Annotated in this window: 14 protein-coding genes; 12 read left to right on the top strand and 2 right to left on the bottom strand. The window is 67.6% G+C overall.

Annotated features, from left to right (window positions below):
• Positions 1 to 2: 2 nt before the first annotated feature.
• The 8 genes from folB to ABIE00_RS21830 all read left to right on the top strand — a co-directional run bounded on the left by folB (position 3) and on the right by ABIE00_RS21830 (position 7,051).
• Entirely contained in the window at positions 3 to 362 is a 360-nt protein-coding gene (gene folB / locus ABIE00_RS21865) for a dihydroneopterin aldolase (RefSeq protein WP_354262729.1), read from the top strand.
• Positions 359 to 988, top strand: a complete 630-nt coding sequence (gene folK / locus ABIE00_RS21860) for a 2-amino-4-hydroxy-6-hydroxymethyldihydropteridine diphosphokinase (RefSeq protein WP_354262728.1) — start codon at positions 359 to 361, stop codon at positions 986 to 988. Before folB ends, folK begins: the two co-directional genes overlap by 4 nt.
• On the top strand, positions 985 to 1,512 hold the full coding sequence (locus ABIE00_RS21855) for a DUF3180 domain-containing protein (RefSeq protein ID WP_354262727.1): 528 nt from the start codon (positions 985 to 987) through the stop codon (positions 1,510 to 1,512). Before folK ends, ABIE00_RS21855 begins: the two co-directional genes overlap by 4 nt.
• A complete protein-coding gene (locus tag ABIE00_RS21850) occupies positions 1,493 to 2,005 on the top strand; it encodes a PH domain-containing protein (protein WP_353710984.1) in 513 nt (170 codons plus the stop codon). The genes ABIE00_RS21855 and ABIE00_RS21850 overlap by 20 nt, the downstream gene beginning before the upstream one ends.
• The gene (locus ABIE00_RS21845; RefSeq protein WP_354262726.1) at positions 2,002 to 3,552 is read left to right on the top strand and encodes a PH domain-containing protein; all 1,551 of its coding nucleotides are present in this window, start codon (positions 2,002 to 2,004) and stop codon (positions 3,550 to 3,552) included. The genes ABIE00_RS21850 and ABIE00_RS21845 overlap by 4 nt, the downstream gene beginning before the upstream one ends.
• Positions 3,545 to 4,474, top strand: a complete 930-nt coding sequence (locus ABIE00_RS21840) for a Rossmann-like and DUF2520 domain-containing protein (protein ID WP_354262725.1) — start codon at positions 3,545 to 3,547, stop codon at positions 4,472 to 4,474. The genes ABIE00_RS21845 and ABIE00_RS21840 overlap by 8 nt, the downstream gene beginning before the upstream one ends.
• Positions 4,475 to 4,509: 35 nt before the next feature.
• The gene (locus ABIE00_RS21835) at positions 4,510 to 5,439 is read left to right on the top strand and encodes a 4-phosphopantoate--beta-alanine ligase (protein WP_354262724.1); all 930 of its coding nucleotides are present in this window, start codon (positions 4,510 to 4,512) and stop codon (positions 5,437 to 5,439) included.
• Positions 5,440 to 5,542: 103 nt separating this feature from the next.
• Positions 5,543 to 7,051, top strand: coding sequence for an MDR family MFS transporter (locus ABIE00_RS21830; RefSeq protein WP_354262723.1), 1,509 nt, complete (start codon positions 5,543 to 5,545; stop codon positions 7,049 to 7,051).
• Positions 7,052 to 7,140: 89 nt separating this feature from the next.
• Here the strand turns inward: ABIE00_RS21830 and ABIE00_RS21825 are convergent, their stop codons facing one another.
• Both ABIE00_RS21825 and ABIE00_RS21820 read right to left on the bottom strand, forming a co-directional pair.
• Positions 7,141 to 7,977, bottom strand: coding sequence for an alpha/beta fold hydrolase (locus ABIE00_RS21825; protein ID WP_354262722.1), 837 nt, complete (start codon positions 7,975 to 7,977; stop codon positions 7,141 to 7,143).
• 43 nt (positions 7,978 to 8,020) lie between these two features.
• Positions 8,021 to 8,929 carry an alpha/beta fold hydrolase gene (locus ABIE00_RS21820; RefSeq protein ID WP_354262721.1) on the bottom strand — a complete coding sequence of 303 codons (909 nt, stop codon included), beginning with the start codon at positions 8,927 to 8,929 and terminating at the stop codon, positions 8,021 to 8,023.
• A gap of 147 nt (positions 8,930 to 9,076) precedes the next feature.
• On the opposite strand from ABIE00_RS21820, the gene lysS reads away from it, so the two are divergent.
• From lysS to ABIE00_RS21800, 4 genes are all read left to right on the top strand, one after another.
• Positions 9,077 to 10,615 (top strand): lysine--tRNA ligase, encoded by a 1,539-nt coding sequence (lysS, locus tag ABIE00_RS21815; protein ID WP_354262720.1) that lies wholly within the window; start codon positions 9,077 to 9,079, stop codon positions 10,613 to 10,615.
• A gap of 2 nt (positions 10,616 to 10,617) precedes the next feature.
• On the top strand, positions 10,618 to 10,800 hold the full coding sequence (locus tag ABIE00_RS21810; RefSeq protein ID WP_354263483.1) for a hypothetical protein: 183 nt from the start codon (positions 10,618 to 10,620) through the stop codon (positions 10,798 to 10,800).
• A 137-nt stretch (positions 10,801 to 10,937) separates the two neighbouring features.
• A complete protein-coding gene (locus ABIE00_RS21805; RefSeq protein ID WP_307099115.1) occupies positions 10,938 to 11,264 on the top strand; it encodes a histone-like nucleoid-structuring protein Lsr2 in 327 nt (108 codons plus the stop codon).
• Positions 11,265 to 11,677: 413 nt separating this feature from the next.
• The gene (locus ABIE00_RS21800; RefSeq protein ID WP_354262719.1) at positions 11,678 to 14,170 is read left to right on the top strand and encodes an ATP-dependent Clp protease ATP-binding subunit; all 2,493 of its coding nucleotides are present in this window, start codon (positions 11,678 to 11,680) and stop codon (positions 14,168 to 14,170) included.
• Positions 14,171 to 14,352: the final 182 nt, after the last annotated feature.

Below are 14,352 nucleotides of genomic sequence, written 5' to 3'. Positions count from 1 at the left end.
CCATGGACAGGATCTCGCTGACCGGTGTCACCGCCACCGGCTACCACGGGGTGTTCGATTTTGAGCGCCGCGAAGGCCAGCCGTTTGTGGTGGACGCGGTGCTGCACCTGGATTTCAGCCAGGCGGCGGAATCGGACGACGTCCGCGACACGGCGCACTACGGTGAGGTGGCCGGACGGATCACCGACTGGATCACCGGCGAGCCGCTGAACTTGATCGAGGGACTGGCGGTGCGGATGGCCGAGGGCCTGCTCAAGGAATTCAAGATCCAGGCGGTTGAGATCACGGTCCACAAGCCGAAGGCGCCCATCGAGGTTCCCTTCGGCGATGTCGCCGTCAGTGTTTACCGGGAGCGGTCATGACCCCGGCACCTGCACTGGACGAGAAGCCCGTGCACGAAAAGCCGGTGGACGAAAAGCCCGTGCATGAAAAGCCGGCAGCTCCGAAGACCGGTTACACGCGGGCGGTGCTGGCGCTGGGCAGCAACGTCGGCGCGCGGAACGAGACACTGTCCGAGGCTGTGGCGGACCTCGTGGACCGCCCGGAGGTGCGGCTCCTGGCCGTATCGCCGATCGTGCAGACCAAGGCCGTCGGCGGCCCGTCAGGGCAGCCTGACTTCCTCAACATGGTCATTTCGGTGGAAACGTCGCTGGAACCGGTCGAGCTTCTGAGACACTGCCAGTCGGTGGAGAACAAGCACCACCGGGTGCGTGAGGTGCACTGGGGCCCGCGCACGCTCGACGTCGACGTCATCGTCTACGGCGACCTCCAGAGCGACGACCCGGTGCTCACCCTGCCCCACCCGTTCGCCGCAGTGCGGGCTTTCGTGCTCTTCCCCTGGGCCCAGATGGACCCCGCGGCCACGCTGAACGGCCAGCCGGTCGGGGAGCTGGCGGCCAGGGCCGCCGATTACCCGGACCTGAAGCCGTTCGACGGTTTCGGGGACTTCGACGGCGTGCCTGACGGCGGGACGGTGGGACAGCCGTGAAGCCCGTGAGCCCGCTGCTGCTCGCAGTCGTGGGCGTTGCCCTGGCCATCGCAGGCTGGTCCGCTGCCGTCCTGACCGTCCGTTACGGCATGGCGACCCCGGTCCTGCCGGCCACGGCACTGGTCACCATGGGCATCATCGTGGCACTGACCCTGGTGCTGGGCATTCGCGTGCTCCGGTGGCGGAACGGCAAGAAGAAGAAAATGCTGAACCCCATCCTGGCGGCGTGGACGCTGGTGCTCGCCCAGGCCTGTGCGTACACCGGCGCGATGCTGCTGGGCTGGCACGCGGGGATCTTCCTGGACCAGCTGCGGTTCTGGAGCATCCGCAGCGGGCTGGACGTCACCTGGCTCGCCCTGGGGATGGCCGGGGGCGGGCTGGTCATGATCGTGGTGGGGCTCGTCGTCGAACGCTTTTGCAAGATCCCGCCGGAGGATGGCGAGACGGACGCCGGCGAGGGCCTGCCGGGCCACGGCCGGGGCAAGGCCAAGGGGGAAGGCGAGTATGCCTACCGCGGCGATTGATCCCCCCGGGATCACCTGGCTGCGCGTGTCCCCGAAGTACGTCACGGTCCGCCTCGTGGAGTGGGCCCTCGGCAACCTGGTCATGCTGGCCGTGCTGAGCCTGCCGCTGGTGTTCGTCCGGCTCGGCTGGTGGCGGTGGCCGCCGCTGTGGCTGGCCATCGGCATTCCGGCCTTCATGCTGCTGCTGGCGCTGTGGCGCTTGGTCCTGATCCCGCGGCAGGTCCGTGCCATCGGCTACGCCGAGCGCGACGACGACCTCCTCATCCGCGGCGGCATCTTCTTCCAGCGCGTCATGGTGGTGCCGTACGGCCGCATGCAGTACGTGGACATCAGCGCCGGCCCGGTGGAACGCGGGCTGGGGCTGTGCACCCTGAAGCTGCACACGGCTTCCGCCGGCACCAACGCAGGCATTCCCGGCCTTCCCGCCGAGGAAGGCGCCCGGCTCAGGGAACAGCTCTCGGCACGCGGCGAAGCCAGGCTGGCCGGGCTGTGAGCGCCGGCGGCCCCGCTTCCGGAAAGCCCGACGGCGAGTGGCTGCGCGTGCATCCGGCCACACCTTTCGTGCGGGGCTGGGTTGCGCTTGCCGCCATCGGCTACTTCTTCGGGCGGGACAGCTTCGAACGGCTGCTGCAGGGCCAACCGCTGATCGATGACCGCATCGCCGGCCGCGCCCCGTGGCTCCTGGGCGGCGGGGCACTGATGTTGGCGCTGGCGGTCCTCGGCTTCATTCTGTCCTGGTACTTCACCCGGTACCAGGTGGCGGAGGGCTACGTCCGGGTCAACACGGGCTTCCTGTTCAAGCAGCAGCGGCAGGCCCGCCTGGACCGGGTCCAGGCCATCGACATCGTCCAGCCCCTGCTCGCCAGGATTTTCGGCCTGGCGGAGCTCAAGTTCGAGGTCGCCGACGCCGGCGAGTCCGCCGTCCGGCTCGCGTACCTGCGCATCGACGTCGCGCGCCAGCTGCGCGCCACCATCCTGGCCCGCGCGTCGGGAGTCCGGCTGGATCCCGAGCACCCCGAAGCGCCCGCTCCCGAGGCGCCGGAGCAGCAGGTGCTGCAGGTCCCGCCGTCGCGGCTGGTGGGTTCGCTCCTGCTCAGCGAGCAGAGCGTCTTTGTGGTCCTGGGCGCTGCGGCGTCGGTGATGCTGTCCGCGCTCACCGAAAACAGGGCCTTTTTCCTTTACCTGATTCCCGCGGCGCTCGGCCTCATCGCCGCGTACTGGAATTCGTTCACCAAGGGCTACAACTTCACGGCGGCCATCTCGCCGGACGGGATCCGGCTCCGTTACGGGCTGCTCGACACGCAGGCCCAGACCCTGCCGCCCGGCCGGATCCAGGCGCTCAAGGTGGCCCAGCCGCCGCTGTGGCGCCTCTTCGGCTGGTACCGGATGCAGGTTAACGCCGCCGGCTACGGGGCCGCCGGGGCGAACAACGGCGAGGCCGGGGCCCGCACCACGCTGCTGCCGGTGGGGAAGATGGACGACGTCCTGAACATGCTGGCCCTCGTGCTGCCCGACCCCGGAACGGCCGATCCGCTGCGCGTCTTCCACCAGGGTGTGAACGGACTGGATTCCGACGCCGGGTTCGTCACCACGCCGCGCCGGGCCCGGCTGCTGGCACCGCTGGGCTGGCGGCGCAACGCTTTCGCGGCCACGGACACCGCACTGCTTATGCGCTCGGGCCGCTGGTGGCGGCAGCTGGTGGTGGTGCCGCACCAGCGGACCCAGTCGATTGCAATGCAGCAGGGGCCCCTCGCCCGCCGCTTCGGCCTGGCCGACCTCGTGCTGCACACCACCGCGGGGCCGGTGGCGCCGCGGGTGATCCAGGCGGACATCCGGGAGGCGCAGGCGCTCTTCGACGCCCAGGCAGCCCGCGCCCGCGCCGCCCGCCGGAGGCAGACGAGCGAGCAGTGGCTGGCCCAGGTGGCCCCGGCCCTGGCCCCGGTGGTCGAACCGGCGCCGCTGGTTGAGCCCGTCCCGTTGGTTGAGCCCGTCCCGCATCCAACCCCAGCACCCCAACAGGAAGGCCAACAACGTGGCTAAGCCAGGACGCCTCGGCGTCGGAATCATCGGCGCCGGCAAGGTGGGCGCCGTCCTCGGTGCGGCGCTGCGCGCGGCCGAGCACGCCGTCGTCGGGGTTTCCGCCGTTTCCGACGCGAGCCGGGAACGGGCCGAAGCGCTGCTGCCCGGCGTTCCCGTACTGGAGGTCCAGGACATCGTGGAACGTGCCGAACTTGTGCTGCTGGCCGTTCCGGATGACGCCCTCGGCGGGCTCGTGGAGGGGCTCGCCAAGCTGGGTGCGTGGCAGCCCGGCCAGCTCGTGGCGCACACGTCGGGCCGGTTCGGCGTCGGGGTGCTGCATCCGGTCAGGGCGGCCGGAGCCGTGCCGCTCGCGCTGCACCCGGCCATGACCTTCACCGGCATGAGCCTTGACCTGACCCGGCTGCTGGACTGCACGTTCGGGGTCACTGCGGACGCCGCCATGCTTCCCATCGCCCAGGCGCTCGTCGTCGAAATGGGGGCCGAGCCCGTGGTGATCGCCGAGGGCGACCGGACCATCTACCACGCCGCGCTTGCCCACGGCTCGAACCATTTGGTCACGCTCGTGGCGCAGGCGTCCCAGCTGCTGACCGAGGTGGGCGTCGAGGCGCCGGACCGCATGCTCGGGCCGCTGCTGCGGGCCACCCTGGAGAACGCGCTTGCCTCCGGCGAATCGGCACTGACAGGCCCGGTGGCGCGCGGGGATGCCGGAACCGTGGAAGCGCACGCCCGCGCTCTGCGGGAGCACGACGCCGGAACCGGCGGCGACGTCCTCGCCGCGTACCTCGCCATGGCACGGGCCACGGCCAGGCGCGCTGAAGGGCGGGGGCTGCTGAAGCCGGATCAGGCGGACAATATTCGTATCGCACTAGAGGACACGGGCGACGACGGCCCGGGCGAAGAGGGCCCCGATGACGGCCGCTGATGGAAACGGCCGCAGGGCCAAGGGAGGACACTGACATGGCAATCCGACTCGTAACGACGGCGGACTCCCTCCGGGCGCAAAGCCGGCTGCTGCTGACGCAGAAGAACGGCTCCTCCCTAGGGCTCGTGCCCACCATGGGCGCCCTGCATGCAGGCCACGGGCGGCTGGCGCGCGCCGCCGTCGAACAGAACGACGTGGTGGTGGCCTCCATCTTTGTGAACCCGCTGCAGTTCGGCGAGGCGCAGGACCTGGACCGCTACCCGCGGACCCTCGAAGCTGACATGGCGCTGCTCGAGGAGCAGGGCGTGGACCTGGTGTTCGCGCCCTCGGTCGAGGAGATGTACCCGGGCGGGCAGCCGATGGTCAGGATCACGTCCGGTCTGCTGGGGGAGAAGTGGGAGGGCGCGTCCCGGCCCGGGCACTTCGACGGCGCGCTCACCGTGGTGGCCAAACTGCTGCACCTGGGCATTCCGGGCACCGGCCTTCCCGGCGGCAGCGCCTTCGTGGCCGGCTCCGGCGGCGGGCTGCCGGCCTACCGCGCCTACTTCGGACAGAAGGACGCCCAGCAGCTGGCCCTGGTCCGCCGGATGGTGGCCGACCTGAACTTCCCCGTGGAGATCGTTGCCGTGCCAACCGCCCGCGCCGCCGACGGACTGGCACTGTCCAGCCGGAACCGCTTCCTGTCGGACGAGGAGCGCGAGGCCGCCCTGGTCCTGTCCCGCGCGCTGCACTTCATTGAGGAGCGGGCCAACGCGAACGAGGCCCTCGATGTCGGGTCCGCCAGGGCCCTGATCGAGTCCCAGCCCCTGGTCCAGCTCGACTACCTCGACGTCGTGGATCCCGTCACGCTGGAGCCGCTCGCGGAGAACTGCCACGAGACACCTTTCCGCGGTGAGGGGCTGGCCCTGGTTGCAGCGAAGGTGGGCGCCGTGCGGCTGATCGACAACGTACCGCTCAGCTCCTGACGAATAAATCCCCTGTGCGGGGAATGGGCAGGGCCACTACACTGTTGGAGTCTGCACCGGCGCTGACCGCCAGCCACCACTCCAACACCCTGAAGGCCTCGCCATGTCTACCAAAGTCACGTCCAATTCCTCTGGCGAACCTGGCCAGGACCCGGCGGCTCCGGTTGTAGCGGCGGCCCCGTCATCGCCGGCGGCAGCACCGGCGTCGGACAGGATGTCCCGCGAGTCCGTGACGGTGATCGTCACGCTGCTGGTGGCCACCTTCGTCGTCATCCTGAACGAAACCATCATGAACGTCGCCCTGCAGCGGCTCATAGTGGACCTGCGCGTGGATGCCCCCACCGTCCAGTGGCTCTCCACCGGGTTCATGCTGACCATGGCCGTGGTGATTCCCACCACCGGGTTCATCCTGCAGCGGCTTTCCACGCGCGCATCATTCCTCCTGGCGATGGGCCTGTTCGCCGGCGGCACGGCGCTCGCCGCGGCGTCGCCCGGCTTTGAGATCCTCCTGCTGGCACGGATCATCCAGGCCGGCGGCACCGCCATCATGCTGCCACTGCTGATGACCACCATCCTCACGCTGGTGCCTCTGGCCCGCCGCGGCGCCGTGATGGGCAACGTCAGCATCGCCATCTCCGTGGCCCCGGCCATGGGACCCACCGTCTCCGGGTTCATCCTGCAGCACTTCTCCTGGCGCTTCATGTTCATCTTCGTCCTGCCCATCGCGCTGGCGGCGCTGGCCATCGGTGCCAGGTTCCTGACCAACGTCGGCGAGACCGAGAAGTCCAGGCTCGACTTCCTTTCCGTGGTGCTGACTGTCCCCGCCTTCGGCGGCCTGGTCTACGGCCTCAGCCAGATCGGCGGCGGCCATGGCGGCAGCAGCGGGCCGAGCACACTGGCCGTGGTTGCGCTCGTCGTTGGCGTGGCCGGCCTCGCCGCGTTCACGTTCCGCCAGCTCCGGCTGCAGAAGTCCGAGTCTCCGCTGCTGGACCTGCGGGCCTTCAACTTCCGGATGTTCACGGTTTCGGTGCTGCTGATGGTGGTGTCCATGGTGGCCCTGTTCGGCGCCGTGATCCTGCTGCCGCTGTACCTGCAGGAAATCCGCGGCCTGCAGTCCCTCGAGACCGGCCTGGCCCTGCTGCCCGGCGGCCTCGCCATGGGCCTGCTCGGTCCGGTGATCGGCCGCCTGTTCGACAAAGTCGGGCCGCTGCCCCTCACGGTCACCGGATCCTCGCTCATGGTCCTGACGCTCTGGCAGTTTTCAATGCTCGACGCCGGCACTCCGGTCTGGTGGATCGTCGCCCTGCACGTCGGGCTCAGCTTCGGGCTGGCGCTGCTCTTCACCCCGGCGTTCACCACAGGGCTGAACCCGCTGCCGCCGCATCTGTACTCGCACGGTTCGGCCATCATGAGCACCCTGCAGCAGGTGGCCGGGGCGGCCGGCACGGCGCTGCTCGTGTCCATCTTCGCGTTCGTGTCCGCAGGCTCCGGCCTCGTCGCGGGCATGAACGCCGCGTTCCTGACGGCAACCGTCATAGCCGTTGCCGCCGTCGTCCTCTCCACCATGATGCGGAAGACTGCCGGCACCGAAGGGGCGCCCGCCGCCCACTAAGCGCCGCATTAAAGAGCAACGCGGGGTCATTTCGCGCCCAATCCGGAGGGTTAATTGGGCGCGAAGTGACCCCGCGTTGCTTTGTGGGTTTAGCCGGCGAAGAACTCGCTGAGCTCGGTGATGAGCCGGTCCGGGGCGCGGTTGACGCCGTCGTGCCCGAAGCCCGGCAGGATGGTGTAACTGGAGCCGGAGAGGACGTCGTGGATCTGGCCGCAGGCCACGCCGAAGTAGGCCGGACTCTTCTCGCCGACGATGATGAGCGTCTCCAGCGGCAGGGCAAGGAACGGCTCGGCCGGCATGTCCGCGGCGATGATCGCCTTGATCTCCCGGACGCCGGTTCGCATCATTTCGCGCATCTGCTTGCCCACCGTCGTTCCCGCCGTGAGCTTGTTGGCGAGGGTCATCATGGACAGTGGCATGCGGGAGGAGAAGGCGCTCTCGGCCTCAAGCCCGCGGAGCAGGACGGCGAGGGCGCGGTCGTCGTCACCGGCCGCCGTCGCCCGTTCGTATTCGGTGGTCCAGTCCGCCGTGACGCTGTGGTTGACGGAGACGGCGGGGTCGTACACGGCCAGGCGCTCCACCGGGAGGGTCCGGGCCGCGTGGATGGCCACGGCACCGCCGAAGCTGTGGCCGAAGACGTCGGTGCTGTCCGTGTGTTTCATGACGGTATCGAGGTCGCGGATATCGACGTCCAGGGTGTAGTCCCCGGCCTGTTCGGAGGACGCGCCGCGGCCGCGGCGGTTGAACGTGTGCACCGGCCGGCCGAGGGAGGCGCTGAGTTTTTGCGCGAAGCGGGTGTAGTCCGCCGCCGTCACCATGGAGGCCGTGACCACAACCACGCCGGAGCCGGCCGAGGCCAGTTCCTCGCCCGTGCTGAACAGCTCGAGCTTGCCGCCGTCGGGTGTGCTGATGATCTCGCGAGTCATGGTCCGAGCCTATCGGAGGGCGGCCCGTGCTGACAGCCAGAACCTACTTGCGCCCGCGCTTGCGGCTCAGTGGCCGGACGCTTCCGTCGGTGCCGTTGAGGAAGCGCGCTATCCGGAGGGCCAGGCGCTTGCCCGGCCGGATCGGACCCTCGTGCAGCTGGCCCGGAACCACGGCGAAATCGATCGCCGGAACGGCCGATGCCAGCTGCCGCCCGGTGTCGGCAAAGTATCCCGGACTCCAGCCGCCGCTGAGCATCAGCGTGGGGGTGGTCAGTTCCTTGAAATCCGCTAGCTCCGCGTCGGCGTCGAGCACTGCCCGCATCTCCTTGACGGCCGTCGGGAGCAACTCCCGCATTTCCGCGCCGACATTGGTCCGGGCCGACATGATGCTCAGCATCCGCAGCGCGCCAAGGGGCAGGTAGGACAGGGGACCGGCCGTGGCCAGCCCCTGCACCAGATGCGCCCAGGCGTGGTTGAGCTGCCCTTCCGTCACGGCCTGCTCCAGCTCCGGCCGCCAGCGGTGGTTCAGGTTGCCGGAAAGGGACACCGCCGCGTCGTACGTGACGAGCCTGCGCAGCGGCATGTCGCGCGCTGCCTGGAGAGCCACGAAGCCGCCGAAGCTGTGCGCCACCACGTCCTCCGAGCCCGTCGCCCTCATCACGGCGGCCAGGTCCCGGATCTCCGTCGCCACCGAATAGTCGTCCGGCTGCGGTGCGGACCCGGCGCGGCCGCGGCGGTTGTAGCAATGCACCGGCCGGCTCAGCAGGAGGCTGAGGTTGCGGGCGAACGGCCGGTACAGCGCGTCGGTCACCAGCGTCCCGTGAATTACGACGACGCCGGGCGCCGTGACCTGGGCCGGGTCACCTGTCGCGGAGGTGCTGTGGGCGGGCCGGAAGGAGTGCACCTCAAGCCGGCTGCCGTCGTCGTCCGTTTCAACTGTCCACGTCTCCACAGCCCGAGTCTATGCCCCACCCCTCCGGAGTTTTTGTCCAGATAATGGCTCCAAATGCCCCCGGAAGTCCGAATATCCGGACAAAAACTCCAGTGTGGGGGGAGCTGGAATCCAAGGCGGGAAGTCCCGGCAAACCCGGTAAACTTGATGACTGTGACTTCCCAAAACACCCCCGCCCCCAAGAACGCCCCAGAACCGCTCGACGCCAGCGAACAGATGCGCATCCGCATGGAGAAGCGCGCCAAGCTGATCGAACGCGGGCAGGAGGCGTACCCGGTGGGTGTTGAGCGCACGCACTCGCTCAGCGAAATCCGCGAAAAGTACGCCCACCTGCAGGCCGACGAGACCACCGGCGACGTCGTGGGGGTCACCGGGCGCGTGGTGTTTGTCCGGAACACCGGCAAGCTGTGCTTCGCCACGCTGCAGGAAGGCGGCACCGACGGCAAGGGCACCCGGCTGCAGGCCATGCTCAGCCTGGCGAACGTGGGCGAAGAGGCCCTCGCCGACTGGAAGGCCCTGGTTGACCTGGGCGACCATGTCTTCATCAGGGGCGAAGTCATCTCCTCCCGCCGCGGGGAACTGTCCGTCATGGCCGAGTCCTGGTCCATGGCGTCCAAGGCGCTCCGCCCGCTGCCCGTGCTGCACGCCGAGCTCAACGAGGAAACCCGCGTCCGCCAGCGCTACGTGGACCTGATGGTCCGCGACGAGGCCCGCGAGATGGTTTACACCCGTGCCGCCATCACCCGCTCCATCCGCGAGACCCTGTTCCGCCACACGTACGTCGAGGTGGAAACGCCCATCCTGCAGCTGGTCCATGGCGGAGCCCTGGCCCGGCCGTTCGAAACCCACATGAACGCGTTTGACCAGAAGATGACCCTGCGCATCGCCACAGAGCTGTACCTCAAGCGTGCCGTGGTGGGCGGCATCGACCGCGTTTACGACATGGGCCGCGTCTTCCGCAACGAGGGCGTGGACTCCACCCACAGCCCGGAGTTCACCACGCTTGAGTGCTACGAGGCCTGGGCGGACCAGTTCGTCATGGCCGAGCGCATCAAGGAGATCATCCTGGACGCCGCGGACGCCGTGGGGGCCGGACGCACGCTGCAGACCGAGGCCGGGGAGATCAACCTCGACGGCGATTGGGCCTGGGTTGCTGTTTACCCCGGCCTTTCCGAGGCGGTGGGCCAGGAGATCACCCCGGATACCACGCTCGAGGAGCTGCGTGCCGTGGCTGAGAAGCACGACGTCAAGGTCGACCCCAAGTGGGACGCCGAGAAGCTGACTGTGGAACTTTTCGGCGAAATCGTGGAACCGACCCTGTTGAACCCCACGTTTGTCTACGACTACCCGCCGTCCGCCCAGCCGCTGGCCCGCCCGCACCGCGAGGACGGCCGCCTGATCGAGGCCTGGGACCTGATCATCGGCGGCATGGAACGCGGCACCGCCTTCTCCGAGCTCATTGACCCGGTCATCCAGCGCGAACGCCTCACCGAGCAGTCCATGCACGCCGCTGCCGGCGACGTCGAGGCCATGCAGCTGGACGAGGACTTCCTCCGCGCGCTGGAGTATGGTGCACCTCCCATGGGCGGCATCGGACTGGGCATCGACCGCCTGGTCATGCTCTTTACCGGCGCGGGCATCCGCGAAACCATTCTTTTCCCCCTCCTCAAGCCCGAAGGCCACTGATGATGGACTATGTCGCCGTACTGCTGCCGTCGCTGGTGGTTGGGCTGCTCTTTTGGTTTGCCATGAAGTCGATCTTTAACGCGGACAAGGCAGAACGCCAGGCCGAAGCGCGCGCCCAGGCCGAAGCCGATGCGCAGGCGGCCGGGGACGATTTCCCCGAGCCGCCGAGTAAATCAGACAAATAACAGGCCACTTTTAAAATCCCCGGTTATCCCCAAGGAACTCTTGCGTGTTTTGACGCGTTGCCTTATTGGGGGAGATACTTCAGGTGGAAACATCCTGCTTTTCTGATTACACGTCCTTTCCAAAAGAGAGATTTTTGATGGCACAGAAAGTCAATATCGTCCTGGTGGACGATCTGGATGGGGGATCCGCGGACGAAACCGTTCGCTTCGGCCTGGATGGCGTCGGTTATGAAATTGACCTGTCCTCGGCCAATGCTTCAGAACTGCGGTCGTCACTGGAACGCTTTGTTTCAGCCGGCCGTAAGACCTCCGGCGGCCGCCCTACCCGTGCCAAGGCACCGGGTGGACGCAGCCAGGACTCTGCCCAGATACGCCAGTGGGCGCGGGACCACGGTTACACCGTAAACGCACGCGGCCGTATTCAGGCAGAAATCCAGGAAGCCTACCAAAAGGCCAATTCCTAGCTCGGCGCCCTGACAATCCGTTAGGGCACTAAACGGTCTGAGCATATGTGCGGCGCCCCCGGCTGACGGGGGCGCTGCGCTTTTAACCGGCGGTTGCCGTCCGCATTAAACAGAACCGCCGTTATTCAGGACTGCCGGCCGGGGAGTAATCGATTCTCTGGGCTATCCGCGGCCCATGGAACATTCCATGCCGGGGTGATTTCCGACACCCCGTCCAGTAGGGGGCTAATTCCCCGCCGGTTGGCATCGGGATGCTATTCAAAGCCTTCTTCGGCATTGCGCCGGCAACACCGCTACGGCAGCTGCGCGCACGTGTGCAAGCCCCCCCCGGTTTCCCCTGTGGCGAACAAGCTCCCCAAGTCAGGGTTCCCCCACGTAGCATCAAAGTACGTCGTAGCTAGGAGTGTGGCGAAATGTTTGAGCGATTTACGGACCGTGCCCGTCGCGTAGTTGTGCTTGCCCAAGAAGAGGCACGCATGCTGAACCACAATTACATTGGTACCGAACACATCCTCTTGGGTCTGATCCACGAGGGTGAGGGCGTTGCTGCCAAAGCTCTTGAGTCCTTGAGCATTTCGCTCGACGGCGTCCGCGAGCAGGTGCAGGAGATCATCGGCCAGGGCCAGCAGGCGCCCTCCGGCCACATCCCCTTCACGCCGCGTGCAAAGAAGGTGCTGGAGCTTTCGCTGCGCGAAGCCCTGCAGCTCGGCCACAACTACATCGGCACGGAGCACATCCTGCTGGGACTCATCCGCGAGGGTGAGGGTGTGGCAGCGCAGGTACTGGTGAAGCTTGGTGCCGACCTCAACCGGGTCCGCCAGCAGGTCATCCAGCTGCTCTCCGGCTACCAGGGTAAGGAAACCACCGGCGCCGGCGTCGGCCAGAGCCAGGCAGAGGGCACCCCCGCAGGCTCCGTTGTGCTGGACCAGTTCGGCCGGAACCTGACGCAGGCGGCCCGCGAGAACAAGCTGGACCCTGTGATCGGACGCGAGCAGGAAATGGAACGCGTCATGCAGGTCCTTTCCCGCCGCACCAAGAACAACCCCGTGCTGATCGGCGAGCCCGGCGTCGGCAAGACCGCCGTCGTCGAGGGCCTTGCCCAGGCGATCGTGCGCGGCGACGTGCCGGAAACCATCAAGGACAAGCAGCTCTACACGCTGGACCTTGGCTCCCTGGTGGCCGGTTCCCGCTACCGCGGTGACTTCGAAGAGCGCCTGAAGAAGGTGCTCAAGGAAATCCGCACCCGCGGCGACATCATCCTCTTCATCGACGAGATCCACACTCTCGTGGGTGCCGGTGCCGCCGAAGGCGCCATCGACGCAGCCTCGATCCTGAAGCCCATGCTGGCGCGCGGCGAGCTGCAGACCATCGGTGCCACCACGCTGGACGAGTACCGCAAGCACATCGAGAAGGACGCCGCCCTCGAGCGCCGCTTCCAGCCCATCCAGGTCAAGGAGCCGTCGGTTGCCCACGCGATCGAGATCCTCAAGGGCCTGCGGGACCGCTACGAGGCGCACCACCGCGTCACCATCACCGACGGCGCCCTCGCCTCGGCGGCGAACCTCTCCGAACGCTACATCTCGGACCGGTTCCTGCCGGACAAGGCGATCGACCTCATCGACGAAGCCGGTGCCCGGCTCCGCATCCGCCGCATGACCGCTCCGCCGGAGCTCAAGGAGATGGACGAGCGCATCTCCGAACTTAAGATGGAGAAGGAGTCCGCGATTGACGCGCAGGACTTCGAGGGTGCTGCCGCGCTGCGCGACAAGGAGCAGAAGCTCATCACGGAGCGCTCCGAGAAGGAACGCCACTGGAAGACCGGCGGCATGGACGACATCTCCGAGGTGGACGAGGACCTGATCGCCGAAGTCCTCGCGAACTCCACGGGCATTCCGGTCTTCAAGCTGACCGAGGAAGAATCCTCGCGCCTGCTGAAGATGGAAGACGAGCTGCACAAGCGCGTCGTCGGCCAGGACGAGGCCATCAGGTCCCTGTCCCAGGCCATCCGCCGCACCCGTGCAGGCCTGAAGGACCCGAAGCGTCCGGGCGGTTCGTTCATCTTCGCCGGCCCCACCGGCGTCGGCAAGACCGAGCTCGCCAAGGCCCTCGCGGAGTTCCTGTTCGGTGAAGAGGACGCCCTCATCACGCTGGACATGTCCGAGTACTCCGAGAAGCACACGGTGTCGCGTCTCTTCGGTGCCCCTCCGGGCTACGTCGGCTACGAAGAGGGCGGGCAGCTGACCGAGAAGGTCCGCCGCCGTCCGTTCTCCGTGGTCCTGTTCGACGAAGTTGAAAAGGCCCACGCGGACCTCTTCAACTCGCTGCTGCAGATCCTGGAAGACGGCCGGCTGACCGACTCCCAGGGCCGCGTGGTGGACTTCAAGAACACCGTGATCATCATGACCACGAACCTCGGCACCCGGGACATCTCCAAGAGCGTGGCCACCGGCTTCCAGTCCGGCACGGACACCCAGACCGGCTACAACCGGATGCGCGCCCGGGTCACGGAGGAGCTCAAGCAGCACTTCCGCCCCGAGTTCCTCAACCGCGTTGACGACGTCGTGGTGTTCCCGCAGCTGACGCAGGACGAGATCATCGAGATCGTGGACATGTTCGTCACCCGCCTGGAGAAGCGCCTCAAGGACAAGGACATGGGCATCGAGCTGACCAAGGCAGCCAAGGTGCTCCTGGCCACCCGCGGCTACGACCCCGCCATGGGTGCCCGGCCGCTGCGCCGCACCATCCAGCGCGAGATCGAGGACCAGCTCTCCGAGAAGATCCTCTTCGGCGAGCTGCACCCCGGCGACATCGTGGTGGTGGATGTGGACGGCGAAGGCGACGACGCGAAGTTCACCTTCGCCGGCAACGCCAAGCCGCGCATCCCGGAAATCGCCCCGAGCGCCTAAGGCCAGCCGCCCGGCTCTGAGTGCCGGACTCCTAGCCCCGCTCCAGTGCCAAGAGGCCCCGCCCGCCCCCGAAGGGGAGCAGGCGGGGCCTCCTGCGTTGTGCCGGCAGCCGGGCAGGTCTGAAAGTACTGTTTCACTAATAGTGAACCTCCTGTGATCCAGCGCACAGGAGGTGTTGAATC

Source organism: Arthrobacter sp. OAP107 (genome assembly GCF_040546765.1).
GTDB lineage: Bacteria > Actinomycetota > Actinomycetes > Actinomycetales > Micrococcaceae > Arthrobacter.
This window is presented reverse-complemented; position numbering and strand designations above follow the sequence as displayed.

Excerpts from the sequence above, each read along its gene's own strand:
- folB (WP_354262729.1), top strand. The coding sequence starts at position 3 with ATGGACAGGATCTCGCTGACCGGTGTCACCGCCACCGGCTACCACGGG.
- ABIE00_RS21825 (WP_354262722.1), bottom strand. The coding sequence starts at position 7,977 with ATGACTCGCGAGATCATCAGCACACCCGACGGCGGCAAGCTCGAGCTG.
- ABIE00_RS21800 (WP_354262719.1), top strand. The coding sequence starts at position 11,678 with ATGTTTGAGCGATTTACGGACCGTGCCCGTCGCGTAGTTGTGCTTGCC.
- ABIE00_RS21810 (WP_354263483.1), top strand. The coding sequence starts at position 10,618 with ATGGACTATGTCGCCGTACTGCTGCCGTCGCTGGTGGTTGGGCTGCTC.
- lysS (WP_354262720.1), top strand. The coding sequence starts at position 9,077 with ATGACTGTGACTTCCCAAAACACCCCCGCCCCCAAGAACGCCCCAGAA.
- folK (WP_354262728.1), top strand. The coding sequence starts at position 359 with ATGACCCCGGCACCTGCACTGGACGAGAAGCCCGTGCACGAAAAGCCG.
- ABIE00_RS21835 (WP_354262724.1), top strand. The coding sequence starts at position 4,510 with ATGGCAATCCGACTCGTAACGACGGCGGACTCCCTCCGGGCGCAAAGC.
- ABIE00_RS21850 (WP_353710984.1), top strand. The coding sequence starts at position 1,493 with ATGCCTACCGCGGCGATTGATCCCCCCGGGATCACCTGGCTGCGCGTG.
- ABIE00_RS21805 (WP_307099115.1), top strand. The coding sequence starts at position 10,938 with ATGGCACAGAAAGTCAATATCGTCCTGGTGGACGATCTGGATGGGGGA.
- ABIE00_RS21830 (WP_354262723.1), top strand. The coding sequence starts at position 5,543 with ATGTCTACCAAAGTCACGTCCAATTCCTCTGGCGAACCTGGCCAGGAC.